Raw genomic sequence first — 24,465 nt, 5'->3', positions numbered from 1 at the left:
AGTTTCCGCTCCGAACAGAGAAGGATGATGCTGTGAAAATCAACGATACCCTCAAGAGCAACCCAGGCCTTCAGCCGACCAACACCAACGGCACCGCGAATGCACGCGGCGCCGACAAGGCCGCCACGACCGCGGGCACGGCTGCCACGCCGGCCGCGACCGACAGCGTGCGCCTGTCCTCGCAGGGCCAGGCCATGGTCAGCGCCGTGGGTGGCAACAACCAGGTGTTCGACACCAAGAAAGTCGAGCGCATCAAGATGGCCATCGCCGATGGCCAGTTCCAGGTCAACTCCGAGAAAGTCGCCGACGGCCTGCTCGATACCGTGCGCGACTTGCTCCATTCACGCAAGCGATAAACCTTCATGCCCATCAGCCCGATCACGACCGTCCCTCAAGAACAGCAACACGTCAGCGCCCTGCTGGAGCTGATGAAACAGGAACAGCAGCTGCTGGTCGCAGCTGACGCCGACGGGCTGGCACACCTTACTCCCCGCAAGAACGCACTGCTGCAGGCGCTCGCCGAATTGTCGGCCCAGCGCCACGCGGCGCTGCTTGCCGCCGGCTGCGAAGGCTCGGAAGCGGGCATGGAACCCTGGCTGGCCGTGGGCGGCAACCCGGAAGCGTCCGCCCAATGGGAAGCCCTGCTGGCGCTGGCCCGTGAGGCCAAGGAACTCAATCGCGTCAACGGCATGCTGATCAACAAGCAGCTGGCGCACAACCAGGGCGTGCTCAACGCGCTGCGCATGCCGGCCGGCGCGGAAGCCGGCGGCGTGTACGGCGCCAGCGGCCAGGCGGTCGGCGCCGGGCCCTCGAAACGCTACGTGATCGGCTGAAGGACAACCCGACTGCCCATGAAAAACGGCCGCCCACTGGGCGGCCGTTGTCATTTCGTGGAGCGGTGTTATTTACCGAACGCGCGCATGTCGGTCTTGCGCAGCAGGGCTACGTTGGCGCGCTGCTCCTTCGTGAAGCCAGCCAGCATCTCGGCCGCCTGCTTCTTGTTCATGCTCGGCTCCAGGCCCACGAACATCCCGGCGTGCACCATCGCGTAGCTCATGAGCGCGAACTCGCGGGTGCTCAGGCCGTGTTTCGCCAGCACCGCCCTGGCGCGCGGTTCCTTGTCGAGCACGCGGGCGAATTCCTCGGCCGACAGGTTGTTGTTCTTGCCGTCGTCGCGCTCTTCATCGTCGTCCTTTTCGAGCTTCTTGATATCCGGCGCGGCGGCCTTCAGCTTGGCCAGCAGTGCCGGGGTGAGCAGGAAGCGCTCTTCGGGCTCGGCAGCGCCGGCATGGCTCGAGCACAGCAGTAACGCGACGAAGGCGCTGGCAAACAGTCTGGTCATTTTCATGGGGCATCCTTTCAATGCTGCGATAAGGACGCAATGATAGGACGAAGTCATTCCTGTGGAGCCCCCCACGCGTGGTGGAATGTTTCGCCTGAAAATACCAGAAAATATCCTCCAATATTGCCCGATTATTTTCGGCCAATATTGTACGCATTATGTCCGATATAAGCGAGCTGCTTTTTCCCTATTTAAGGGCGGATCGATAAAGGAACAGGCTTTCCGGATAGCTGTTAGTATGAATTTCCGCTCTAGGTGATTTTCGCTGAATCGGCAATAAAGGATTTAATAAAATGTTCCAGAATGGACTAAGCCGATTCATCGACAGTAATATGGAACCGATCATGCAGGCCTGGGAGGATTTCGCGCGAACGATCGAGCCGCCTGCCCTCGCAATGGATGATGTCGAACTGCGTGACCATGCCAAGCAAATGTTGCACGCCTTCGCTGCCGACCTCGACACCCCGCAATCCGAGCACGAGCGCTTCGCCAAATCAAAAGGCCTTGGAAAGCGCGGCCCTGACGATACGGCCGCCGAAACGCATGCCGAGGCGCGGCTCCTGTCGGGCTACACCGTCGTCCAGCTGGTCTCCGAATACCGCGCCCTGCGTTCGAGCGTGCTGATGCTGTGGGCTGCCGAGGCCAAGGGCCAGCAACGCAATGATCTTTCCGACGTTACCCGCTTTAACGAGGCGGTCGACCAGGCCCTGGCCGAGTCGATTGCGCGCTACGAATTCATGGTCAAACAGTCGCAGAACATGTTCCTTGCCATCCTCGGGCATGACTTGCGCAATCCGCTTGGCACCGTGGTCAGCGGGGCAAGCTTCCTCATGCAGGCGGATCTGCCGCCCAAATTCATCCTGGTCGCGACGCGGATGTTCAACAGCGGCAAACGCATGAGCAAGCTGATCAACGACCTGATCGATTTCACCCGCACCCATCTGGGCCCCGGCATTCCTGTGCGCGTCAAACAAGGCAGTCTCGTCGCGCTGTGCGAAGAAGTCGTCAACGAGGCACGCACCTTCCATCCGGAGCGCTCGATCGATCTGCAGGTTCCGCCGAAGCTCGACGCCATCTTCGATGAAGGCCGCCTGGCGCAGGCGCTGTCGAATTTGATCGGCAACGCGATCCAGTACAGCAGCCCGGACTTCCCGGTGAGCGTGCGGCTCAGCAGCCAGGACGACCAGGTGGCCATTGCGGTCAACAATCAGGGGGCGACCATCCCGGTGGACAGCATGGCGACGATCTTCGACCCGATGGTACGGATTGCCATGCATGCCAACCAGATCGAGCACGACTATACGGAGCGCACCAGCCTTGGCATCGGTCTCTACATTTCCAGGGAAATCATCCACGCGCACGACGGCAAGATTGAAGTGACATCGAATGTGGAAGACGGAACGACCTTCACCGTAAAAATGCCGCGCCTGCCGGCGGGATTCAGGCCTTCCGACAGCGTCGCACACACCAGGCGTCGCGTGGAAGACAGCCAATATGATTGAACGCCGCTGCAAGACGCTGGTCGTCGACGACGAGCCCGATCTCGCGGATATAGCCGGAGAATTACTGGGCTACCATGGTATTGATGCACTGGTTGTTTATTCTGCCCACGATGCACTCAAGCTTTTGGAAACGCGGTCGGATATCGATGCACTCTTTTCCGATGTGATGATGCCTTCCATGACGGGGCTCGAATTGGCGGAAACCGTTGCCGAAATTTATCCGAGCATTAAAATCGTTTTGACTTCCGGATTTACGGCGCCGATTCACTGGGCGCGGCAGAAGCGGCGTTTTCCTTTTATTACAAAACCATATTCGATTGACGCCGTCATTCCCCTTTTGGGGTGCTAGGCATCATCGAACACCCATTCGAAGCATCGCTTCGATGCTCTCCGGCGCGACCGGCCTGCTGAAGCAGTAGCCCTGCATCTGGTCGCAGCCGTGCTGCTGCAGGAAGGCCAGCTGCTCGCTGGTCTCGACGCCTTCCGCGATGACGTTCAGCTTCATGGAATGCGCCAGCGCGATCACGGCGTTGACGATGGCCGCGTCGTCGGCATCCTGGGTCAGGTCCATCACGAAGGAGCGGTCGATCTTCAGGCTGTGGATCGGGAAGCGCTTCAGGCTGGCCAGGCTCGAGTAGCCGGTGCCGAAATCGTCGATCGCCAGCTGCACCCCCATCGCGGCCAGCCGGCCCATGGTCTCGGTGGCCGCCATCGGGTTTTCCATCAACACGCTTTCGGTGATCTCGAGGGTCAGGCTGCCCGGGTCGCAACCGGTCTCCTGGAGCAACGCGGCGACGCGCTGGGCCACGTCCTGGCCCAGGAACTGGCGCGCGGACAGGTTAACGCTGATGCGCAGCGGACTCAGGCCGGCGCCGCGCCATGCCACCTGCTGGCGCATGGCGGTGGCCAGCACCCAGTCGCCGATCGGCACGATCAGGCCGGTCTCCTCGGCCAGCGGGATGAAGTCCGCGGGCGACACCATCGGCCGCCCGAGCGGCTGCCAGCGCAGCAGTGCTTCGACTCCGGTCACCAGGCCGCTGCCGATGTCCACCACCGGCTGGTAATAGAGCAGGAACTCCTCGCGCTGCAGGGCGCGCTGCAGCGCCCCTTCCATGCGCAGGTGCAGTTCCGCCTGCTCGCCCATCTCGGCCGTGTAGAAGGAGTAGTGGTTGCCGCCCCGCCCCTTGGAGCCGTACATGGCGCTGTCGGCGCACTTGAGCAGGGTGGCGCTGTCCTCGCCGTCGCGCGGGTACATCGCGATCCCGATGCTCCCGGAGGGGAACACTTCCTGGCCGCACAGCAGCATGGGCTGGAACAGGTTGTCGAGCAGCTTGCGCGCCACCTTGGCCGCGTCTTCCTCGCCTGCCAGGTCGGGCAGCACCACCACGAATTCGTCGCCGCCCTGGCGCGCCACGGTGTCGCTCTCGCGCAGGCTGCTGGACAGGCGGCGCGCGATCTCGACGATCAGGGCGTCGCCGGCATCGTGGCCGAGACTGTCGTTGACGTGCTTGAAGCGGTCCAGGTCGATGAACATCAGCGCCACCTGGCGCCCGGCGCGGTGGGCGTGCATGATGGCCTGGCCGAGCCGGTCCTGCATCAGGATCCGGTTCGGCAGCCCGGTCAGGGCGTCATGGTTGGCCATGCGCAGCAAGGCCTCCTCGGCCTTCTTCTGGCGCTGGATATCCTTGATGACGCAGATGAAGCGATGGTTGCCGTTCGCGTCGCGCATGCTCGAGACGTTGACGCTGACCCAGACCTGCGCGCCGTCGCGCCGGATCAGGCGCTTCTCGCGCTGGTAGTCGCTGATCTCGCCGGTCTTCAGGCGGGCGTTCAGGGCCAGTTCTTCCGGCAGGTCTTCCTCGCAGGTGAGCTGCTGGAAGAAGCGCTGCAGCAGCTCGATCTCGGAATAGCCGAGGATCTGCGACATCTTGCTGTTGGTGCGCAGCACGCGGCCGTCGGCGCCCAGCAGCACGATGCCGACCGCGGCCTGGTTGAAGGTGAGGCGGAAGAATTCCTCGCTCTCCTGCAGGCGCAGCCTGGCCTTGCGGCGGAAGGTGATGTCCTGCCCGATCAGCAGCAGTATGTGGCTGCCGTCCTTGCGCGTGCGGCGGATGTTGAAGTCGACGTAGCGCACGCCATCGGCGCCGCCGTCGAGGGTGACCAGCACGTTGTCATGCGGCGCGCCGGAAGCCAGGGCCTCGGCGGCCCGGTTGACCAGTTCCGGGCTGGGGATCAGTTCTTCCAGCTGCAGCCTGCTTTCCTGCAGCAGGCCGTCGGGCACGCCCAGCAGGTCGGCCATCATGCGATTCATGGAACTGACGCGCAGTTCGGCATCGACCACCACCAGGCCGGCTGGCATGCCGTCGATGACCTGCTCCAGGTAGTTCTGGTTCTGCAGGCTGCTGCGCTGGCTGGCATGGAAATAGGTATCGAGCGCCAGGCCCATGTCGAAGCAGACGATCTTCAGCACCGCGTCGACGGCGGCGTGGAAGCGCTCCGGCTGGCCCTGCAGGCGGCGTTCCAGCATGCCGACCAGCTCCGACAGGTACTTGCGGTAGGCCCCGATGTACCACTTCGGATCGAGCCCGATGCGCTGGTGGGTCGCGCCCACGCGCAGGCGCTCGCGCATATAGTCCTCGCCGTATTCACCCGCCGTCAGGCTGCTGAAGTAGCGGGCCTGCAGGTGCCGCAGGCGCGCCTCGGCGCCGGTGCCCAGCATGTCGCGCAGGCCGGGGAAGGACATCAGGTGCGCATAGAAACGGTCCGAGAAGGCATCGCGGTGGCACTCGAGCAGTTCGTGCACGTCGCGCAGGGCCGCGACGTCGGGCTCGCCCAGTTCCAGGAAAGCCTTGCGTGCTTCCACCTCCTCGCGGTCGATCCCGATCTCGCGGGCGAGTTCGTCGACGAAATCATGGAGGCCGTTCATGGCCTGCCTCCTGCGCGTCCGGGACGGGATCGATGCTGGGTAATCATGGAAGGCCTGCCGAAGTAGGAGATGTTTATTCCTGGATAAAGTCATTGCATGATAGCAATGGCCTTGTCCTGAATCGAGCAAATAATCACTAATTATCACATTTGTTGTTTATTAGCCATATCGCCAGTGTGGTTTTGTTGCTCGGGGTAAATAGACGCTTGGGATAACGCAAAGGCGGGGACAGCGTGGCGGCGCACAGTAGGCCGATCAATCATCCTAAGAGGAATTTCCATGCGCCACTCTTCCCTGCTTTCCTGCCTGCTGGCCCTGACCACCCTGCCCGCACTGGCGCAGGACGTGAGCGTGACGATCGCGCCGGTGCGCGACAAGTTTGCGCGCAGCGACGAGGTGCTGGTGCGCGTGACCCTGCTGAACACCAGCGCCACGCCCCAGTTCCTGCTCAAGTGGCATACCCCGGCCGGCGGCGTCGCGGCACCGCTGTTCGAGGTGCTGCGCGAGGGCCAGCCGGTGCGCTACCTCGGCATCAAGGTCAAGCGCGCCGCCCCCGGCCCGGACGACTACCTGCGGCTGGAACCGGGCGCGTCGCTGAGCAGCACGGTCGAGCTGTCGGCGCTGTACGAAATGAACGTGACCGGACCCTACCAGCTGCGCTACCGCACCGCGTCGAGCGGCCTGTTCGCCGGCGCCGGGATGCGGCCCATGCCCGGCACGCTGGCCTCGAGCCAGGTGGGGATCTGGATCGACGGCCGCCTGCCGCGCGGAGCACGCCCGCCCGCCAAGCAGGCAGCCACCGGGGGCGGCCTGGAATTCAGCAAATGCTCGAACGCGCAGCAGGAACAGCTGGCGGCGGCGGTGGACGCGGGCAAGGCGATGACGGTCGATGCCCACAACTACCTGGCGGCCGGGGCCGGCGGAAACCAGTACGGCGCTCGCTACGCCAACTGGTTCGGCGTGTTCGACGCCGGCCGCGCCGCCATCGTCAGCAGCAACTACACGGCCATCCGCGACGCCTTCGAGAACAAGCCCCTGAAGATCGACTGCGGCTGCAACGAGGATTATTTCGCCTACGTGTACCCGGCCCAGCCCTATGCGATCTACGTCTGCAAGGCCTTCTGGACGGCGCCGCTGACCGGCACCGACTCGCGCGGCGGCACCCTGCTGCACGAGCTGAGCCACTTCGACGTGGTGGCCGCCACCGACGACCACGTGTATGGCCAGCAGGGTGCGGCCGAGCTGGCGCGCATGGACCCGGCGCGCGCCGTCCGCAACGCCGATTCGCATGAGTATTTTGGTGAGAATTCGCCGCCGCAGCAGTAGCCAGCGCATATCCGAATTGCTAGCACTTGTGTATACAAACCGCCAGCGCACGATTGCCGATTTTTGCGTTTTGTTGACACTTCACAAAAATTGTCACGTTCGCGTCGATTCAACTTTACACAAATCCATGTTTCCGTAAATATCCACTTGAGTTATCTCATGTCTCATGGATAGCTCGATAAGGCTGGAGTAGAGCCGCATAACTAATTTTCATACGGAGAATGAGCATGAGCTTGAAAGGCATCTGGAAGTCGGCATTGGGCATGGCTGCGCTCGCGGCAGCCTGCAACGTCGCCGCGGCGCCGAAGGGCGTGGCGGTCACCGTGGTTCCCGAAAAGAACGCGCTGGGACAGAACGACGACGTGGTGGTACGCGTCACCATCACCAACAACTCGGGCGCGCCGCAGTACATCATGAAGGCACGCACGCCCTTCGAAGGCATGGAGGAAGCGCTGTTCGACATCAGGCGCGACGGCCAGCCGGTGCCCTACCTCGGCGCCCACATCAAGCGCGCGGCCCCGACCCGGGCCGACTACTTCCTGCTCAAGCCGGGCGCCTCGCACAGCGTCAAGGTCGAACTCTCGGCCCTGTACGACATGAGCGTCAGCGGCGACTACCAGATCAGCTACAAGCAGATGTCGCCGCAGCTGTTCCTGGACGCCCCGGGCGACGCCGGCGGTGACAACGCCACCCTGGTGTCCGCGCCGGCCTCCGTGTGGATCGACGGCCGCTTCGCGCGCGGCCAGAAGTCGCAGGTGATGCTCGACATCGAAGCGATGAAGCAGGCCGCCGCCCAGCCGTCCGCCGCCAGCCTGAGCTTCAGCAGGTGCACCACCACCCAGCAGACCACGGTCACCCAGGCGATGTCGGCCGGCTCGGCGATGGCGAGCGACGGCGACGCCTACATGCAGCGCGGCGTGATCGGCACCCGCTACACCAAGTGGTTCGGCACCAACACCAGCACCCGCGTGGCCACCGTCAAGTCGCACTTCGCCGCCATCAAGGACGCCTTCGCGAACAAGCCGGTGACGGTCGACTGCGGCTGCAACAAGACTTACTACGCCTATGTGTATCCGACCCAGCCGTACAAGATCTACGTCTGCAAGGCCTTCTGGGCGGCGCCGATGACCGGCACCGATTCGAAGGGCGGCACCCTGGTGCACGAGATGAGCCACTTCAACGTGGTGGCCGGTACCGATGACCATGTGTACGGCCAATCGGGCGCGGCCAGCCTGGCGATCAGCAATCCGGACCTGGCGGTGCAGAACGCCGACTCGCATGAATACTTCGGCGAGAACACGCCTGCGCTGAACTAAGCTGATACCCGGCATGACGACGGGCCGGAATACCGGCCCGTTTTTTATTTGCTGAAGCTGAACCTGACCGGCGCCGCCGGACTGTTCCTGACGGCCTCGAGCTGCGCGACATCCGCCAGCCACGGGCCGTCGTAGCGGATCTCGTAGCTGTGCTTTCCCTTCGCGAAGGCATAGGAAGGCGTGATGTCGATGGTATTCATGTGCATGGTGTGCGGCGCCACCGCCTGGTAGTCGCCGGCCGTGAGCGCGCCGCGCTTGACCATCATGCCGGTATAGCCGACCGGCTTGCCCGTGGCATCGCGCAGGTCGAAGCGCCGTCCGGTGATCTCGTCGCCGGCGGCGACTTCGCGCGGGACGTAGATGGTGGTGTCGCCATGGTTCTCGACGATCAGGCGCACTTTCACCTTGGCGCCGGCCGTCTCGACTTCGAGCTGGTGGCGCACCTGCGCCTCCTTTTCCACCGCGCCGACGGCGCCGGCCGCGCTCACCAGGCCTCCGAGGACCAGCAGCAGCGCTGGAGGGATACGTTTGACATGCATGGAGTCTCCCGAAGTTTGTTATGGCATGGACGCCAGGATCATCACCGCCACGCGCCGGTTGCGCGCCTGGTTGGCCGGCGTGTCGTTCGGCGCCACCGGACGCGTGGCGCCGTGGCCGATGGCGGACAGGCGCGCATCCTGTACCCCGTTCTCGATGAACAGGCGCACCACGCTGGCCGCGCGCACCGCCGACAGTTCCCAGTTCGAGGCGAACTTCTCGTTGGTGATCGGCAGCTTGTCGGTATGGCCTTCGACCTCGATCCGGTGCGGAGCGTTCTTCAGCAGCCCCGCCACCTGGCCCAGCACCGCGCGCGCCTCCTGCTGCAGGGTCGCTTCGCCCTGCGCGAACAGCATGCTGGCGTTGAGTTCGATGCCGATGCCGCGCGCGTTCTGCGTCACCCGCACCTGGCCCGATTTCACCAGCGGCATCAGGGTCGCGGTCAGGTCTTTCGCCAGCACCTCCATGCGCTCGCGCTCGCGCCGCGCCGCCTCCTGGCGCTTGCGGTTGACGATGTGCGACAGCGGCAGCACCGGCTCGACGCTGGTATGCGCCTGCGGCGCCACGCTGCGCCCGCCGAAGGCGTCGCCCAGCGCTTCGGACAGCACCGCGTACTTACCTTCGTTAACGATGGAGATCGCATACATGACGACAAAGAAGGCGAACAGCAGCGTGATGAAATCGGCGTAGGAGATCAGCCAGCGCTCGTGGTGTTCGCCGGGGCCGTCGTCGTAGCGTTTTCGCGCCATGCCGGGCAGCCCTTAATGGCGCGCGAGCAGGCTCGCCACCCGCTCGTCGACCACGCGGGTGTGGTCGCCGCTGGCGAGGTCGTGGAAGACTTCGGCGAGGATTTCGTACTGGGCTACCTTGTCGGTGACGATGCCCTTCAGCTTGTTCCCCACCGGGTAGAAGAACAGGTTGGCCAGCCCCACGCCGTAGACGGTGGAGACGAAGGCCACCGCGATGCCGGAACCGAGGCGCGAGGGGTCGGACAGGTTTTCCATCACGTGGATCAGGCCCAGCACCGCTCCCAGGATGCCGATGGTGGGCGCATAGCCGGCCGCCGATTCCCAGATGCGCGCCGCCTGGCGCTGCGAGAATTCGTAGGCGTTGATCTCGTTCTCGAGCAGGCTGCGGATCTTGTCGGGATGGATGCCGTCGACCACCAGGCGCAGGCCCTTCTGGATGAATCTGTCGGGGGTGGCCATGTACTGCTCGAGCGAGAGCAGGCCGTCGCGCCGCGCGGACAGGCTCCACAGCGCGATCTCGCGCGACAGCTTGTCGCGCCCGGACTTCGGCGGGAAGAACACCCAGCGCAGCATGCGCAGGCCCAGCATGAAGCTGCGCCGCTCGCTCTGCAGCAGGGTGGCCCCCAGCGTGCCGACCACCACGATGGCAAAGGCGGCCGGCTGCACCAGCGAAGCGAACTTGCCGCCGTCCAGCGTATGGCCGACCAGGATGCCCGCGAGCGCGAGCACCAGGCCGGCTACGCTTGCCCAGTCCACAACTGCTCCTTGAGGGCGGCGCGCAGGCGCGACACGGCCTGGGTGTGCAGCTGCGACACCCGCGATTCGCTCACGCCCATGACGGCACCGATTTCCTTCAGGTTCAGCTCTTCTTCGTAGTAGAGGCCCATCAGCATCTTCTCGCGCGGCGGCAGGTTGTCGATGGCGTCGATCACGGCCTGGCGGAAGCCCGTATCGAGCAGGCTGCGCAGCGGGTCGCTGTCGTCCACCGCATAGCGGTCGAGGAAGCCGTCACTGCCCTCCTCGGAGTCGTGGAAGTCTTCGTAGTAGAGCAGCTGGTGGCCGCCGCCGTCGCCCAGCATCTCCTGGTAGTCGGCGAGCGACATCTTGAGCGACTTGGCGATCTCGGATTCGCTGGCCGGGCGGCCCAGGCGCTGCTGCAGCGCCTCCATCGCGGCCTCGACCTTGCGCATGTTCTGGCGCGTACTGCGCGGCATCCAGTCGCTGTTGCGCAGCTCGTCCAGCATGGCGCCGCGGATGCGCAGCACGGCATAGGTCTCGAACTGGGCGCCGTGGTTGTCTTCGTAGCGGTTGATCGCGTCGAGCAGGCCCATCATGCCGGCCTGCACCAGGTCATCGACTTCCACCGAAGGCGGCAGCTTGGCCTTCATGTGGTGGGCAAGACGCTTCACCAACGGCATGTGCTCCGTCAGCAAATGGTTCTTGTCCGCTTTCCCTTTGACCGTGTACATGCGTTTTGCTTTTCTCTTCCGCTATCTCTGCTTTTCCGTAGGGTGGTCGGCTCTGCCGACCGCGCGTTCAACCAGCAGACGCGTTACCACATCGCTGACACTGGCTGGACGCGCGGTCGGCAAAGCCGACCACCCTACGATTATCCCCTGCCCAGGCCCGGCATCGCGTGCAGCGCGAACTTCCCTGCCAGGCGCCGGAAGGCGACCGAGGCCCCCGCCAGCGGGAAGGCATCGACCACCGCCCGGCCCAGGCGCGCGGCGCGGTGCAGGTACTCGTCGGCCGGCACCGAACCCATGGCGCTCAGGCTGACCGCCAGGTAACGTGTTGCCGCAGTTGACATATTATCGTATACAAGCTTGGCCTCCGCCTCCGTCGCGCCGGTCACCAGGATGCCGAAGGGACGGCGGCCCAGCTGCTGCGCCAGGCGCTTGATCAGCGCATAGGCATTCGTGATCGAGGCGGCCGAGGTCCCGACCTGCACCACGATCTCCGAACTGGCCATCAGCGCCAGCGGGAATTCGCCATCCGGACCCAGCTCGCCGTCGACCATCACGATGCCGGCCTGCTTGACCAGCACGTCGAAGGTCTTGGCCAGGCGGCGCGTATCCGCACTGTCCTTTGGATCGCCGAGCGACGCGACCGAGAAGCCTTGCGGGACCTGGTGGATCACCTGGTTCAGGCCGCACTCCTGGCGCGCCACGTCCGCCAGCGTGGCGGCGCGGCTCAGGCCCAGCCGGCGCGCCACGCCGTAGTCGCGCTCGCAGGCGTCGACGATCAGGACTTCGTTCCCCAGCTGGGCCAGCGAGGCGCCCAGGTTGACCAGCATGGCGCCCTTGTCGTCTTCAGGCGTAGCGGAAAGGAAGGTGACGATGCGCGGGCGCGGGCCCTGCAGCATGCGGCGCAGGCCTTCGGCCTGGTCGAAATCGAAACTAGCCAAGCTGCACCTCGCGCAGGTTGCGGTCCTGGCCAGCTGCGGCCATCATCATCGGCAGGTCGGCGTCGCCGAACTGGGCGGAGGCATTGCGGGTATTGCGGAAAGCGCGGTCGATCAGCATGGCGCGGTCGGCCAGGTGCAGGTCTTCCGGCACGCGCTGGCCGTTCGAGATGTAGTGCAGGTTCAGCTTCTGGCGGATCACGACGTCCAGCACGTTGCCGATCGAGGCGGCTTCGTCCAGCTTGGTCATGATGCAGCCGGCCAGGCCGCTGCCCTGATAGGCGCGCACCACTTCGTTCAGGGTCTCGTTGGTCGAGGTCGCGTTCAGGCACAGCAGGCGCTTCACGTCGGCGCCGGATTCGGACAGCATCGCCACCTGTTCCGTCACCATCTGGTCGCGCTGCGACATGCCGATGGTGTCGATCAGGACGGTGTGCTTGTTCTTGAGTTCTTTGAGGGCGATGCGCAGGTCGGCCTCGTCCTTCACCGAGTGCACCATCACGCCCAGGATCTTGCCGTAGATGCGCAGCTGCTCATGGCCGCCGATACGGTAGGCGTCGGTGGTGATCAGGGCCAGCTTGTCCGGGCCGTGGCGCATCACGCAGCGCGCCGCCAGCTTGGCGGTGGTGGTGGTCTTGCCGACGCCGGTCGGGCCGACCAGGGCGAAGACGCCGCCTTTGTTCAACAGGTCGTCTTCGTTCGTGATGGTGGTCAGGTTACGGGCGAGGACGGTCTTGATCCAGCGCAGCGCATCGGCCGCGTCCTTGGTGGCGGGCATCTTGTCGATCAGGTAGCGCGCCAGCGTGGCGGAGAAGCCGGCTGCCAGCATCTCGCGCAGCACGGCGGCCTTCTGCGGCTCGCGCTGGGCCGTCGCGTTCCAGGACAGTTCGGCCAGCTGGGTTTCCATCAGGCCGCGCATGGCGCGGATCTCGTTCATCATGCCGCTCATCTCGAGCGCGGCCGATTCCTTGGCCTGGGCGATGGCGGCGCTCATCATCTGGGTCATGGCGGCCATGTCGATCGCCGACTCCTGAGCAGGGGCGCGGCGGTTGACGTAGGTCGGCGGGACTTCCGGCTCGGCGACTGGCGCGGTACGGCGCTCGACGTAGGCTTGGCCGGCGAACGCATCCAGCCTGGGAGCGGCGGCGCGCGGTGCCGGCTGGCGTGGTTCAGGGGCGGCCGGGGCGCGGGTGAAGACGGGTTCCGGGTCGAAGTCGCTGTCGAAGGCCTGGAAGCCCTGGAAGGACGGCTTCTGCGGCTCTTCGATGGCGGGGGAAGCCAGCGAGGCGACATCGTCGTTGTCCAGTGCCAGGATCTCGACCACGCCGTCGACCGGGCGGTTGGAGAGGATGACCGCGTCAGGGCCGAGCGCCTCGCGCACCTTGCGCAAGGCGTCACGGGAAGTAGCCGCTGTAAATTTCTTCACGTTCATCGTTGTTCTCCGCACTTCAACTGTACTGTTCTATTTGCGATGGGCACAATTGCCCGTCCATAGTCAGCATTATTGGCGATGCCGTGGGGAAACCATCTTGGGAAAAGGGAGGGGAAAGAGCCCTATTTCAACTTAGGGATCTTGGAAGGAATGTTCTATCGCATAAACGCCCGGCAGCTCGGCCAACGACAAACGCCAGCTACTCGAGCTGGCGTAACTTCGTCTGCTGCTCAGCTTACTTCTACGTGCAGACAATCAGCTCCAGTAACCGCGATGTTCGACCGCTTGCTCTTCGAGCCATTCGATCGCCTGTGCGATGTTGGAACTGGGGATGTTCCCTTCTTCGAGTGCAGCACGAACCTTCCACTCTGGCTGTCGGGCCAGGATGGCGCGGAACTGCTCCCGTGTGTAGATAGATGCTTCAGCCTGAATTGAACGCTCGATCGTGGGTGCCGAGCTTTGAACGCGATTATTTAGATGCATCATCGATCGTCTCCTTCTCATTGGAGATACGATCCTAGCACGCATGCATAAATAATATCTGTTCGATATCGCACTAACTAGACATTAAGCAATTCCTTGAGGCAAGGATCGGAAACCATCAGCATCTTGACAGTCTAGATACTTTGTGCTACGACCATTTACTCAGCATTTGTTACAAACCCCGGATGAGACCGGTTACCAGATAGTTTGGTAATTGGAATTTAGCTGGGCCACAGCACCTTTATCGGCCGCATATCGCTGCAAGCACGACTGCGCGGGATTAGCTCACAAACAAGTACTCACCGTTACTTTTTCGGGTAAACTAGTTTGTTAGCCTATGTCAATTTTCGCTGCTAAGTTGCTCACTAGTAGTTGGAACTGAAGCGAACAGACGCATTGGACGCCGGAGACGCCTTGAAATATAAGCACTCTATTACTTAAAGTACAACCCAAACACAGATTAAATTAAGAAAAGTATCTCATGAAGATTTGCCCAGTTATTCTCTCTGGCGGCGTCGGAACCCGTTTATGGCCACTGTCGCGTGCAGTGATGCCCAAACAACTGCTCCCTTTGGTAACCGACAAAACAATGCTGCAGGAGACCGCTCTACGCGTCCATGACTGCCAAAGGTTCACGGCTCCGCTAGTCGTCTGTGGCAACGAGCACCGTTTTTTAGTTGCTGAGCAACTACGCGAGGTGGGCATTGCCCCACAAGGCATTTTGCTTGAGCCGGTTGGCCGCAATACCGCACCTGCGATCGCCACTGCAGCTCTTTACCTGCACGCTCAGGACCCAGATGCGATCATGCTGGTGTTGCCTGCTGATCACGTGATCGAGAAGAATGACGCTTTTCTTCGGTCAGTTGACCGGGCAGCGGCGTTAGTTCAAAACGGCTCTTTGGTTACTTTCGGTATCGTCCCGAATAGTCCCGACACAGGTTATGGCTACATCCAGCGCGGGCAACTAATTGGAGGCAGCGCTGATAGTTACAGAATCGAGCGCTTTGTTGAAAAGCCGGACCACAACACTGCAGAAGGATTCTTATCCGCAGGCGGCTATTACTGGAACAGCGGTATGTTCATGTTCCGTGCAGATCGTTTCCTCGCTGAGATCGCGCAGCATGCACCGGCGATTGCCGAGGCTACCAAGTTGGCCATGCAAAGCGCCTATCGTGACCTGGATTTCTGCCGCCTAGATGGAGCTGCTTTCGCAGCCTGCCCTTCCAATTCGATTGACTACGCTGTGATGGAACACACGTCTAGCGGCGTGGTTATAGCTGCAGACATCGGCTGGAGCGATGTCGGCTCGTGGGCGGCGCTGGCTGATGTGCAGTGTGCGGACGCTGACGGTAATGTGCAACGCGGGGACGTTTATCTGGACGGCGTGAGCAATACTTTAGTACGCGCAGAGAGTCGTGTTGTCGCTGTCGTCGGTGTCAAAGATCTGGTAGTAGTCGAGACGCCCGACGCAGTATTGGTCTCGCACAAGGACCATGTCCAGCGTGTCAAGAACGTTGTCGAACACCTCAAGGTGAACGAACGTACCGAGCATGTACACCACACCCGAGTCTACCGGCCGTGGGGCCATTACGAAGGTATTGATGCCGGCGACCGCTTTCAGGTCAAGCGCATCACCGTCAAACCGGGGGAAAAGCTATCGCTGCAGATGCATCATCATCGCGCCGAGCACTGGATCGTGGTATCGGGCACCGCCCTCGTTACATGTGGCGACAAGATGAGTCTGTTGTCGGAAAACGAATCCACGTATATCCCGATCGGCATGACACATCGCCTTGAAAACCCGGGCAAGCTCCCGCTGCACCTGATTGAAGTGCAATCTGGCAGCTATCTGGGCGAAGACGACATTGTGCGCTTTGAAGACATCTATCTGCGTACTTAAATTACCTCAGTCTGCGCTGACGTAAATTACTACGTCAGAAGCTACTGTCGGGCAATCGACTGTTGCGACAGTCGATTGCCTGACCTACCGATCCTTACTTCCGACTACATCGGCACGCCCACCAGGCTGGTCACCCGAATCGTCTTCGTCTCCGGAATTTCGTTGTGCGAGAGCACCTTCAACTGCGGCACTGCACGGCGCAGGAAGCGCGAGAGCAGCACGCGTAGCGGAGCCGGCACCAGCAGCACCGGGCTCAGGCCCATCTGTTCCTGCTGCGCCGCCGCATTCGCCGCCTGCTGGGCGATGGTGTCGGCCAGGCCTGGCTCGATGCCGGCGCCGTCGCCGCCCGCGCCCATTGCCTGCATCAACAGACGCTCGAGGCGGTTGTCGAGGGTCATGACTGACAGCTCATTGGTGCCAGGGAACAGCTGCTGCACGATCGCCCGGCCCAGCGCCACTCGCACCATCGCGGTCAGCTCGCCCGGATCCTGGGTCTGGTTGGCGTATTCCGACAGTGACTCGATGATGGTGCGCATGTCACGGATGTGCACGCCTTCCTGCAGCAGGTTCTGCAGCACTTTCTGCAGGGTCGACAGCGACACGACCTTCGGTACCAGGTCTTCAACCAGTTTCGGCGTTTCCCTGCCCAAGTGGTCCAGCAGCGCCTGCACTTCCAGGCGGCCCAGCAGTTCCGACGCATGGGTCGTGATTAGATGGTTCAGGTGGGTCGCCACCACGGTGCCGGCGTCGACCACGGTGTAGCCCATGCTCTGAGCTTCGTCGCGCAGGCTGGCGTCGATCCAGGTCGCCGGCAGGCCGAAGGCCGGATCGGTCGTCACCAGGCCCGGCAGCGTGCCGCTGGCCATGCCCGGGTTGATCGCCAGGAACTGGCCGTTCATGGCTTCGCCGGTGCCCACTTCCACGCCCTTGAGGGTGATGCGGTAGGCCGAGGGCTTGAGTTCCAGGTTGTCGCGGATGTGCACCGGCGGCGCCAGGAAGCCGACTTCTTGGGCGAACTTCTTGCGGATGCCCTTGATGCGCTTGAGCAGCTCGCCGCCCTGGGTCTTGTCGACCAGCGGGATCAGGCGGTAGCCCACTTCCAGACCGAGGGTGTCGACCGCCATGACGTCCTGCCAGGTCGCTTCTTCCGACTCGGCCGGGGCGGCTGCGCCCCCGGCAGCTGCCGTTGCCGCCGCTTCCGCCGCCGCGGCCGCTTCCTTGGCCGGGCCCTCCTTCTTGCGCTTGGCAATCATGTAACCGCTGCCGCACAGGGCGCCGCCCAGCAGCAGGAACACCAGGTTCGGCATGCCCGGGATCACGCCCAGCGCGAAGATGATGCCGCCGGTGATGTACAGGGCTTCCGGGCGGGCGAACAGCTGGTTGGTCACCTGGCTGCTGATATCGTCCTCGTTGGCCACGCGTGATACGACCATACCGGCCGCGATCGAGATGATCAGCGAAGGAATCTGGGCCACCAGGCCGTCACCGATGGCCAGCAGCGTGTACACCTCGGCGGCCTCGCCGAAGCTCAGGTCGTGCTGCACCACACCGATGATCAGGCCGCCGATGACGTTGATCAGGGTGATCATGATGCCGGCGACCGCATCGCCCTTGACGTACTTGGAGGCACCGTCCATGGCGCCGTAGAACTCGGCTTCCTGCGCCACTTCATTGCGGCGCTTGCGGGCATCGGCTTCGCCGATCAGGCCGGCGTTCAGGTCGGCGTCGATCGCCATCTGCTTGCCTGGCATCGCATCCAGGGCGAAGCGCGCGCCGACTTCGGCGATACGGCCCGCACCCTTGGTCACCACCGAGAAGTTGATGATGGTGAGGATGATGAACACGACGATACCGACCGTGAAGTTGCCCCCGATGAGGAAGTGGCCGAAGGCTTCCACCACTTTACCGGCAGCGGCGCCGCCGGTGTGGCCTTCGGTCAGGACGATACGGGTAGAAGCGACGTTCAGCGCCAGGCGCAGCATGGTCGAGATCAGCAGGATGGCCGGGAAGGCCATGAAGTCGAGCGGCTTGACCGTGTACAGAGCGGTCAGCAGGACGATGACGGACAGCGCGATGTTAAAGCTGAAGAACACGTCCAGCACGAAGGCCGGCAGCGGCAGGATCATCATCGCCAACAGGATGATGATGAAGATCGGTGCGGCGAGCGCGCTGGCGCCCTTGGCCGCGAGGCCGCCCGTCCATGCCGGCAGTTTGATGCTGTTCATTAATGCAATGCTCCGTTATTGGTTCCTGCACCCGGACCCTTGTAGGCCGGGTCGTTCGGGTCCATCTCCGCCGGCACCGCCAGCTTCGTCGGGCGATCGGGGTACATGCCTTCGCCCTTCTTGTAGGCGCGCAGCTGGTAGACGTAGGCCAGGACTTCGGCCACGGCCGAGAACAGCTTCTCCGGGATCTCTTCGTCGATGTCGGTGTGCTTGTAGAGCGCACGGGCCAGTGCCGGGGCTTCCAGCAGGGTCACCTTGTGCTCGGCGCCGAGTTCGCGGATCTTGGCCGCCACATCGTCGACGCCCTTGGCCACCACGCGCGGCGCACCCTTTTGGCCGTCGCTGTACTTCAGCGCCACCGCGTAATGGGTCGGGTTGGTGACGATCACATCCGCAGTAGGGACATTCTGCATCATGCGTCCGCGCGCCATTTCGCGCTGCATCTGGCGAATCTTGCCCTTAATCTGAGGATTGCCGTCCGATTCCTTCGACTCCTGGATCATTTCCTGGCGCGTCATTTTCATCTTGTCGTGGTAGTGCCACAGCTGCCAGGGACCGTCGATGGCCGCGATCACGCCCAGGGCGCCGGTGATGAACAGGAATGCCTTGGCCACCAGCTCGCCTACGTGGGCGGTGCCGGCGCCCAGCGGTTCGACCGCCAGGCCGATGACCGCTTCCTTCTGCCCCATGATGACGACCCAGGCCACGGCGCCGACCATCAGGGTCTTGGCGATGGCCTTCAGCAGTTCGATCAGGGCATTGGTGGAGAACATGTTGCCGATGCCCTTGATCGGGTCCAGCTTCATGAAGTTCGGCACAAAGGCCTTGGCGGAGAAGTTCCAGCCGCCGATCAGGAGCGGCGAGGCGAGCGCGACCAGCATGATGAGGCCGGCCAGCGGCAGGCAGGCGATCAGGACCGATACCAGGTCGGCCGTGACCCGTTCGATCAGGACGGTGGGGTTATAGACTTGGTCGCGGCTGAGCGAGAGGCCGGACTGCATTGCCTGCTCCAGCTTGCCGATCAGCGAGCCGCCGGTCATCCACAGGCCGGCGCCCGCGGTCATCAGGACGGTGAAGGTGGCGATTTCGCGCGAACGGGGGACGTCGCCTTCTTCACGCGCCTTTTCGAGCCTCCTGGGTGACGCTGGTTCTGTCCGTTCTGCGTCGCTGTCGTCCGCCATCGCGCGTTCCTGTCCTGTGCTGTTTATTGGTACAAGTCAGCATTTTCGTCGATATTGCCCTACATCCATACTTCAAACAGGGGAGTAAAGCACCTCATATTCGAGGAGCAGGGCAGAACGTTGTATTCAAGCATCGTTAGTGCATGCCGTACGCATGAACGTGCATAAGAGATGTGTCTTGGCGGAAATCATATGCCAGAATGTAACGGGCAGTTCCTTTTTTATCCAAGGAAATGTTTTAGTAATATAATGTGCTAGCAATTGTTGCACTGTGCGCTTCTGTAATCTGAACAATCAAGGACCTAATTATGAAAAAGCTTCTCGCCGCTAGCGCGATCCTGAGCCTGCTGTCGACCCAAGTACTGGCCCAGACCGGCGTGCCGGCCGCTGCAGCCAACTCCGCCGCAACCGGCACCGCAGGCGCCGCCAGCGCCACTGGCACTGCCGGCGCAGCCGGTACTGCAGGCGCCGCTGGCGCGGCAGCAGGCACTGCCAGCACCGCTGGCTTCTTGGGCGGCACCGCGCTGGCCGGCCTGTCGACCACCACCTTGGTCGCCATCGGCGCTGCTGTCGCTGCCGTCGGCGTCGCTGCTTCGAACAACGATTCGAGCACCTCGCACGCGGCTACGACCCACCACCAGTAATCTGGTGGACGCTCGTCGTCCGGTAACAAAAACAATACTGGCCGCAAATGCGGCCAGTATTGTTTTATACGTTAAAACTTTGTGCTGGCAATGCCGCCACCCATCAATACGTGCCGCTCCAGGTGACGGCAATCTCCTTTGAACCAGGCACGACGGCGAAGCGTGACTTCGAATCGTCCCGCTGGGCTTGCCAAAGCCAACTGCCGATCGCGTAGCCGACGACGCCGCCCGCGACGACATCCGAGACCCAGTGTTGGCGATCAGCAACCCGTCCCAGCGAGCCGACAGCAGCCAGCCCATATAGCCAGGGCGCATCATATTCCTGCGCGAAAGGCGTTACGGCCGCAAAGGCGACGGCTGCATGATTCGATGGGAAGGAGGCATCGGAGCGCTTGGCACTGCGGCTGCTCGCCCCCAGCTCTTCATACGGTCGCGCACGGCCGATCACCCGCTTGCTCACCATCGATACCCCGGCGGCGGCGGCGATGGACTGTAGCGAAATGATGCCCATGTTTTGCATGCGCTGGTCTCCGATGGCTATAGCCGCGCCCGCTGCGCCGGCCAGCACGACCGGCATGGCTTTGCCCACATTGCCCCAGGCGTCGACAACCCGGTGCTCTTGGCGCGGACGAACGAAACGGTCTACCGGCCTGTCGAGCGCAGCCCCTGCCAGAATCGCACCGCCGGCCAGCAAGGATCCTTGCGCCCATTGCGGCAGAGTCGGCGTGGTTGACACAGCCTGCTCCAGACGCCAGCGGAAGGCTGGCCAAGCGCTCGGCAATGGGCGGACCGGTTGGGTGATCACGTCCAGGTGTTGCTCATCCTTGCGTTCCGCGAAATTCCCAAGACCATCATAGGCTGTGAGATCGCGCCGGGGGTTCTCGAAGATGTCGTACAGGTCGCCGGGGCTGCCCACCATCTGGCCCACGTCGCGGGTCCATGGAGCCAAAGCGAAGCCTGCAGTGGCTTGGGAATCCGACGGCAACATGATGTTCAGCGGCACCGACAGGAAGATGCCCTTGTCGTTATACGGATCCGACGGCTTCCCTGGACTAGTGATGTCCTTCCCGTTGGTCTTCGTAAACCACGCACCGATTTCCACACCGGAACGGAAACGGCGCTTGAACTCCAGGCGTACGCCCTCATCCTTCGCCAGGAAACGCCCGGCCCGGCCGGTGACAGTGATGTCATAGGGCAGCCGGTAATGCAGTGCGCCGAAGGCGGTTACTACGTCATAGTCGCGCTTGCCGAACCAGCCCTTGTAGTCACGCTGTTGCAGGGCATCGACCGTCAGGTCTACCGCCCAGCGCTCGTCTTTCGGCAAATAAAGGACCTGTCCGCCTGCCCCGCGGAACATCTCTTCATACAGGCCAGCCGAGACGCGTGCGTACAGGCGTTCGTCCAGGGTCATGTACTTGTTGAGCAAGGCCCGGTTCAACTTGAAGCGGGCGCCCCGCTTGTACTCCGCGATATCGGTGCGCACGTGCGGCAGGAGACTGTTCGAAGACTGGATAACGCCGGAAACGTTCTCGAACAGGTTGAGCTTGAAAGCACTGTTGAAATACAGGCCCTCGCCCAGGCGCTGGTCATAGTTGGCCACAGCCGAAGTCTCGTAGCGCAAGGCCCCGCTCGGGTCGTTGAAGAAGAAGGACAGCTTCGGCACGATCTTGAAGCGGTTGGCCTCACGGTCTTCCGAACTGACCTGCACCATGTTACCTTCGTGCCCGACACGCACAGCGAGTGCTTCCGCATTCTCGCGCATAGCGTCAAGCATTCCCTGCTGCTCATCACTGACCTTGTCGCTTGGATTCGAGTAGCGCACCGACACTGACTGAAGGAAGCGTTCGCGATCGCTCAGGCCGGTCAGGTAGTCGCTCAATCGCTGCAGGTCAACGAATTCGTAGGTGGCGATCGGCTGCTCGAGCTTGGTGTAAATGACGTGAATCGATCGGGTGCCAGTCGGCGCAAACGCCACCGCCGTCCTGCTCGCCCGCCCGACAGCTCGTCCAAGATTCGATATGCGATTGTTGGTGAGCGTCAAACGCATCGTCGTGCCGTCGAGCTCGACCCGAACGTTACGGAAGTTCTGCTTGACCAGCGCCTGGACGAGGGCAGCACCGTAGCTACTGTCCTGTTGCCATTGCTCTATCGTCGCGCGAACGGCCCTGGGTTTGGCCTGAAAATAGGCTGGCTCGTATAATTTCGGGATGAATTCGCGTTCGGCGAACGGGATCGTCAGATAGGCATGGGCACTGAAGTGATCACGGTGCCGTGCGATCTGGGCACCGAGCCATCCCCAGCGATATTCCGCGGCAACAACAGGTCCTTTCTTTCGCCGCCCGGCATTGGTATTGGCGGCACTAAAATCCTTGGCGTAGTCGTTCGCATCATATTCTGTGACGATGGCCACTCCCGGCATGCTGAGCGGTGCCCAGCGAACGCCGGCGAAAGCGCCGGACGGCCTGCTGCGGCCGAACCCGAAACTAGCCTCGAGGTTGCGGGCCTTGCCAAAGGTCTTCGAAGCCACCACATACTGGCCTTTGAACAGCTCGGTGCCGAGCAGATCGGTGGCTCCGACGGCAAGGGCCGGCATCCACGTCGACTCCTGGAAAATCCGGAGTTTGGCGTCAACAACCTTGTCCTTGTAGCGGCCGTACTTGCTCCCATACTCCCCTTCGACCCGGCTGAAGCCCGGGATACCCGTGATCGACACGTAGCGGCCGGTAACCTGCAAAAATGGGAGCGGCGTTACCGTTGCCCATAGGCTGCCGTAAGGGCTGTCGTAACCGTAGCCAACCGTAAACGTCGAGTCCGATTCAACGACGGCATTGGGCATGTTGACGTAACCAGACTGACCTTGAACGGTCGGAGTCGCACCGAAAGCATTTGCAGCACCGAAGACGACCCAGCCGTACTTGAAGGAGTTTTTAAATATTGAAAACACTTGAGAATAAGAAAACGCGGTTCGGCCGAATGCAAGTCCATGCGAACGGGCAGAAAATATGAGTACGAAGATTGGGGAGTCGAACCGTTATACCCAACGTGGAGCAAGCATCACCCGAACAACTCGGCCTCATCCAAGGGTTTGCCAGCCGCATCCTTTGCCGCCAGCTGCGGCAGAAAGTCGATTGGCCATTCGATGCCAACTGTCGGGTCGTTCCACAACAGACTGCGCTCGTGCTCGGGATACCAGTAGTCGGTGGTCTTGTAAAGGAACTCTGCCGAGTCGCTTAGGACAACGAAGCCGTGAGCGAATCCGGGCGGCACCCATACCTGGGCGTGGTTCTCGGCGCTGAGGATTTCGCCGACCCACTGACCGAATGTCGGCGAAGACTTCCGCAGGTCGACAGCGACGTCGAACACAGTGCCCTGCACCACTCTGACCAGCTTTCCTTGTGGATGCCGAATTTGATAATGGAGGCCTCGTAGGACCGCTTTCGAAGACTTACTATGATTATCTTGCACAAACTCGACATCGAGACTTGTTGCCTGAGAAAAATCACGTGAGTTGAAGCTCTCGTAAAAAAAGCCGCGTGCGTCGCCAAACACTTTGGGCGTCAGGACCAGCACTTCAGGAATGGCTGTAGGGGTAACAGAATACGGCATGCTTACAACCTTATTTCAACAAGTTCAACAAATACTGACCGTACCCGTTCTTGGACAATGGTGACGCTAACTTCTGCAGGGAAGCGGCATCGATCCACCCTTGGCGATAGGCAATCTCTTCCGGACATGCCACTTGCAAACCCTGACGCTTTTGCAGTGTGGCAATGAAACTCGCGGCTTCAAGCAGGCTGTCATGGGTGCCGGTGTCCAGCCAGGCGAAGCCGCGCCCCATGATTTCCACATCGAGCTTCCCGCGCTCTAGGTAGCATTTGTTAACGTCTGTAATCTCCAGTTCGCCGCGCGCGGATGGGGTGATATCCGCCGCGATCGAACAGACGTCGTTATCGTAGAAATACAGGCCAGTCACGGCATAGTGGGATTTGGGCACCTTTGGCTTTTCCTCGATACTGAGCGCGCGCTGATTGCTGTCGAATTCAACGACGCCGTAGCGCTCAGGGTCGTGCACATGGTAGGCAAACACAGTTGCGCCATCGGTACGGGCACTTGCGTTATGCAATTGCTTGACCAAGTCATGACCATAAAAGATGTTGTCGCCAAGTACAAGGGCACTCGGGTTATTACCAACGAAGTCTTTACCAATCACGAAAGCTTGTGCTAGTCCGTCCGGACTCGGCTGCACTGCGTACTCGATATTCATACCCCACTGACTACCATCGCCCAATAGTTCTGCGAAGCGCGGCGTGTCATGTGGTGTGCTGATAACGAGCACGTCGCGCATTCCGCTGAGCATCAGCGTGCTCAGTGGATAATAAATCATTGGCTTGTCGTACACTGGCATAAGCTGCTTGCTGACAGCTTGTGTGACCGGGTATAAGCGGGTACCCGAGCCACCGGCGAGAATGATTCCCTTGCGTTGTTTGATGGGCATATG

The 24,465-nt window shown here is 62.1% G+C and carries 22 protein-coding genes; 8 read left to right on the top strand and 14 right to left on the bottom strand.

Translation table 11 applies throughout. The features are described 5' to 3' along the window. The first annotated feature begins 32 nt into the window (after positions 1-32). A complete protein-coding gene (gene flgM / locus ACSQ25_RS05505; RefSeq protein ID WP_436104702.1) occupies positions 33-356 on the top strand; it encodes a flagellar biosynthesis anti-sigma factor FlgM in 324 nt (107 codons plus the stop codon). A gap of 6 nt (positions 357-362) precedes the next feature. Then, positions 363-833, top strand: coding sequence for a flagella synthesis protein FlgN (locus tag ACSQ25_RS05500; protein ID WP_436104701.1), 471 nt, complete (start codon positions 363-365; stop codon positions 831-833). Between the two features lie 68 nt (positions 834-901). Here the strand turns inward: ACSQ25_RS05500 and ACSQ25_RS05495 are convergent, their stop codons facing one another. Next, on the bottom strand, positions 902-1,348 hold the full coding sequence (locus ACSQ25_RS05495; protein WP_436104700.1) for a hypothetical protein: 447 nt from the start codon (positions 1,346-1,348) through the stop codon (positions 902-904). Positions 1,349-1,674: 326 nt separating this feature from the next. Here ACSQ25_RS05495 and ACSQ25_RS05490 point away from each other — a divergent pair, with 326 nt between their 5' ends. Both ACSQ25_RS05490 and ACSQ25_RS05485 read left to right on the top strand, forming a co-directional pair. Next, on the top strand, positions 1,675-2,844 hold the full coding sequence (locus tag ACSQ25_RS05490; RefSeq protein ID WP_436104699.1) for a sensor histidine kinase: 1,170 nt from the start codon (positions 1,675-1,677) through the stop codon (positions 2,842-2,844). Further along, positions 2,837-3,193 (top strand): response regulator, encoded by a 357-nt coding sequence (locus ACSQ25_RS05485; RefSeq protein ID WP_436104698.1) that lies wholly within the window; start codon positions 2,837-2,839, stop codon positions 3,191-3,193. The genes ACSQ25_RS05490 and ACSQ25_RS05485 overlap by 8 nt, the downstream gene beginning before the upstream one ends. Before the next feature lie 3 nt (positions 3,194-3,196). On the opposite strand, the gene ACSQ25_RS05480 is transcribed toward ACSQ25_RS05485, so the two are convergent. Beyond that, positions 3,197-5,770 carry an EAL domain-containing protein gene (locus tag ACSQ25_RS05480; RefSeq protein WP_436104697.1) on the bottom strand — a complete coding sequence of 858 codons (2,574 nt, stop codon included), beginning with the start codon at positions 5,768-5,770 and terminating at the stop codon, positions 3,197-3,199. A gap of 279 nt (positions 5,771-6,049) precedes the next feature. Here ACSQ25_RS05480 and ACSQ25_RS05475 point away from each other — a divergent pair, with 279 nt between their 5' ends. Together ACSQ25_RS05475 and ACSQ25_RS05470 are read left to right on the top strand one after the other, a co-directional pair. Further along, positions 6,050-7,096, top strand: a complete 1,047-nt coding sequence (locus ACSQ25_RS05475; protein ID WP_436104696.1) for a M35 family metallo-endopeptidase — start codon at positions 6,050-6,052, stop codon at positions 7,094-7,096. 227 nt (positions 7,097-7,323) lie between these two features. Then, positions 7,324-8,412: a M35 family metallo-endopeptidase gene (locus ACSQ25_RS05470; protein ID WP_436104695.1), complete on the top strand. Its 1,089-nt coding sequence runs from the start codon at positions 7,324-7,326 to the stop codon at positions 8,410-8,412. Positions 8,413-8,456: 44 nt separating this feature from the next. Here the strand turns inward: ACSQ25_RS05470 and ACSQ25_RS05465 are convergent, their stop codons facing one another. From ACSQ25_RS05465 to ACSQ25_RS05435, 7 genes are all read right to left on the bottom strand, one after another. Then, positions 8,457-8,951, bottom strand: a complete 495-nt coding sequence (locus ACSQ25_RS05465) for a hypothetical protein (protein ID WP_436104694.1) — start codon at positions 8,949-8,951, stop codon at positions 8,457-8,459. Positions 8,952-8,969: 18 nt separating this feature from the next. Then, on the bottom strand, positions 8,970-9,698 hold the full coding sequence (gene motD / locus ACSQ25_RS05460) for a flagellar motor protein MotD (RefSeq protein WP_436104693.1): 729 nt from the start codon (positions 9,696-9,698) through the stop codon (positions 8,970-8,972). A gap of 12 nt (positions 9,699-9,710) precedes the next feature. Next, the gene (locus tag ACSQ25_RS05455; RefSeq protein WP_436104692.1) at positions 9,711-10,454 is read right to left on the bottom strand and encodes a flagellar motor protein; all 744 of its coding nucleotides are present in this window, start codon (positions 10,452-10,454) and stop codon (positions 9,711-9,713) included. Next, a complete protein-coding gene (locus ACSQ25_RS05450; RefSeq protein WP_436104691.1) occupies positions 10,436-11,167 on the bottom strand; it encodes an RNA polymerase sigma factor FliA in 732 nt (243 codons plus the stop codon). Before ACSQ25_RS05450 ends, ACSQ25_RS05455 begins: the two co-directional genes overlap by 19 nt. Positions 11,168-11,307: 140 nt before the next feature. After that, the gene (locus ACSQ25_RS05445; protein ID WP_436104690.1) at positions 11,308-12,105 is read right to left on the bottom strand and encodes a MinD/ParA family ATP-binding protein; all 798 of its coding nucleotides are present in this window, start codon (positions 12,103-12,105) and stop codon (positions 11,308-11,310) included. Continuing rightward, positions 12,098-13,534, bottom strand: coding sequence for a flagellar biosynthesis protein FlhF (gene flhF, locus ACSQ25_RS05440; RefSeq protein WP_436104689.1), 1,437 nt, complete (start codon positions 13,532-13,534; stop codon positions 12,098-12,100). Before flhF ends, ACSQ25_RS05445 begins: the two co-directional genes overlap by 8 nt. Positions 13,535-13,789: 255 nt before the next feature. Continuing rightward, the gene (locus tag ACSQ25_RS05435; protein WP_436104688.1) at positions 13,790-14,020 is read right to left on the bottom strand and encodes a hypothetical protein; all 231 of its coding nucleotides are present in this window, start codon (positions 14,018-14,020) and stop codon (positions 13,790-13,792) included. A 478-nt stretch (positions 14,021-14,498) separates the two neighbouring features. On the opposite strand from ACSQ25_RS05435, the gene ACSQ25_RS05430 reads away from it, so the two are divergent. Continuing rightward, a complete protein-coding gene (locus ACSQ25_RS05430; protein WP_436104687.1) occupies positions 14,499-15,917 on the top strand; it encodes a mannose-1-phosphate guanylyltransferase/mannose-6-phosphate isomerase in 1,419 nt (472 codons plus the stop codon). A 104-nt stretch (positions 15,918-16,021) separates the two neighbouring features. Here ACSQ25_RS05430 and flhA read toward each other — a convergent pair whose 3' ends face one another. Next, positions 16,022-18,142, bottom strand: coding sequence for a flagellar biosynthesis protein FlhA (flhA, locus tag ACSQ25_RS05425; protein ID WP_436104686.1), 2,121 nt, complete (start codon positions 18,140-18,142; stop codon positions 16,022-16,024). Next, positions 18,142-19,323 carry a flagellar biosynthesis protein FlhB gene (gene flhB, locus ACSQ25_RS05420; protein ID WP_436104685.1) on the bottom strand — a complete coding sequence of 394 codons (1,182 nt, stop codon included), beginning with the start codon at positions 19,321-19,323 and terminating at the stop codon, positions 18,142-18,144. The genes flhA and flhB overlap by 1 nt, the downstream gene beginning before the upstream one ends. A gap of 308 nt (positions 19,324-19,631) precedes the next feature. Between flhB and ACSQ25_RS05415 the strand changes: the two genes are divergently transcribed. Continuing rightward, positions 19,632-19,967 carry a hypothetical protein gene (locus ACSQ25_RS05415; protein WP_436104684.1) on the top strand — a complete coding sequence of 112 codons (336 nt, stop codon included), beginning with the start codon at positions 19,632-19,634 and terminating at the stop codon, positions 19,965-19,967. 103 nt (positions 19,968-20,070) lie between these two features. Here ACSQ25_RS05415 and ACSQ25_RS05410 read toward each other — a convergent pair whose 3' ends face one another. The 3 genes from ACSQ25_RS05410 to rfbA all read right to left on the bottom strand — a co-directional run bounded on the left by ACSQ25_RS05410 (position 20,071) and on the right by rfbA (position 24,462). Continuing rightward, complete coding sequence (locus ACSQ25_RS05410; protein WP_436104683.1) at positions 20,071-22,911, bottom strand: YjbH domain-containing protein; 2,841 nt, start codon at positions 22,909-22,911, stop codon at positions 20,071-20,073. Between the two features lie 110 nt (positions 22,912-23,021). Then, the gene (rfbC, locus tag ACSQ25_RS05405; protein WP_436104682.1) at positions 23,022-23,573 is read right to left on the bottom strand and encodes a dTDP-4-dehydrorhamnose 3,5-epimerase; all 552 of its coding nucleotides are present in this window, start codon (positions 23,571-23,573) and stop codon (positions 23,022-23,024) included. Positions 23,574-23,583: 10 nt separating this feature from the next. Beyond that, entirely contained in the window at positions 23,584-24,462 is an 879-nt protein-coding gene (gene rfbA / locus ACSQ25_RS05400) for a glucose-1-phosphate thymidylyltransferase RfbA (protein WP_436104681.1), read from the bottom strand. Positions 24,463-24,465 lie beyond the last annotated feature (3 nt).

The organism is Massilia sp. LjRoot122, assembly GCF_964252725.1.
Classification (GTDB): domain Bacteria; phylum Pseudomonadota; class Gammaproteobacteria; order Burkholderiales; family Burkholderiaceae_D; genus Telluria.
Note: the sequence above shows the minus strand (reverse complement) of the source record. Positions and strands in the feature narration are given on the sequence as shown.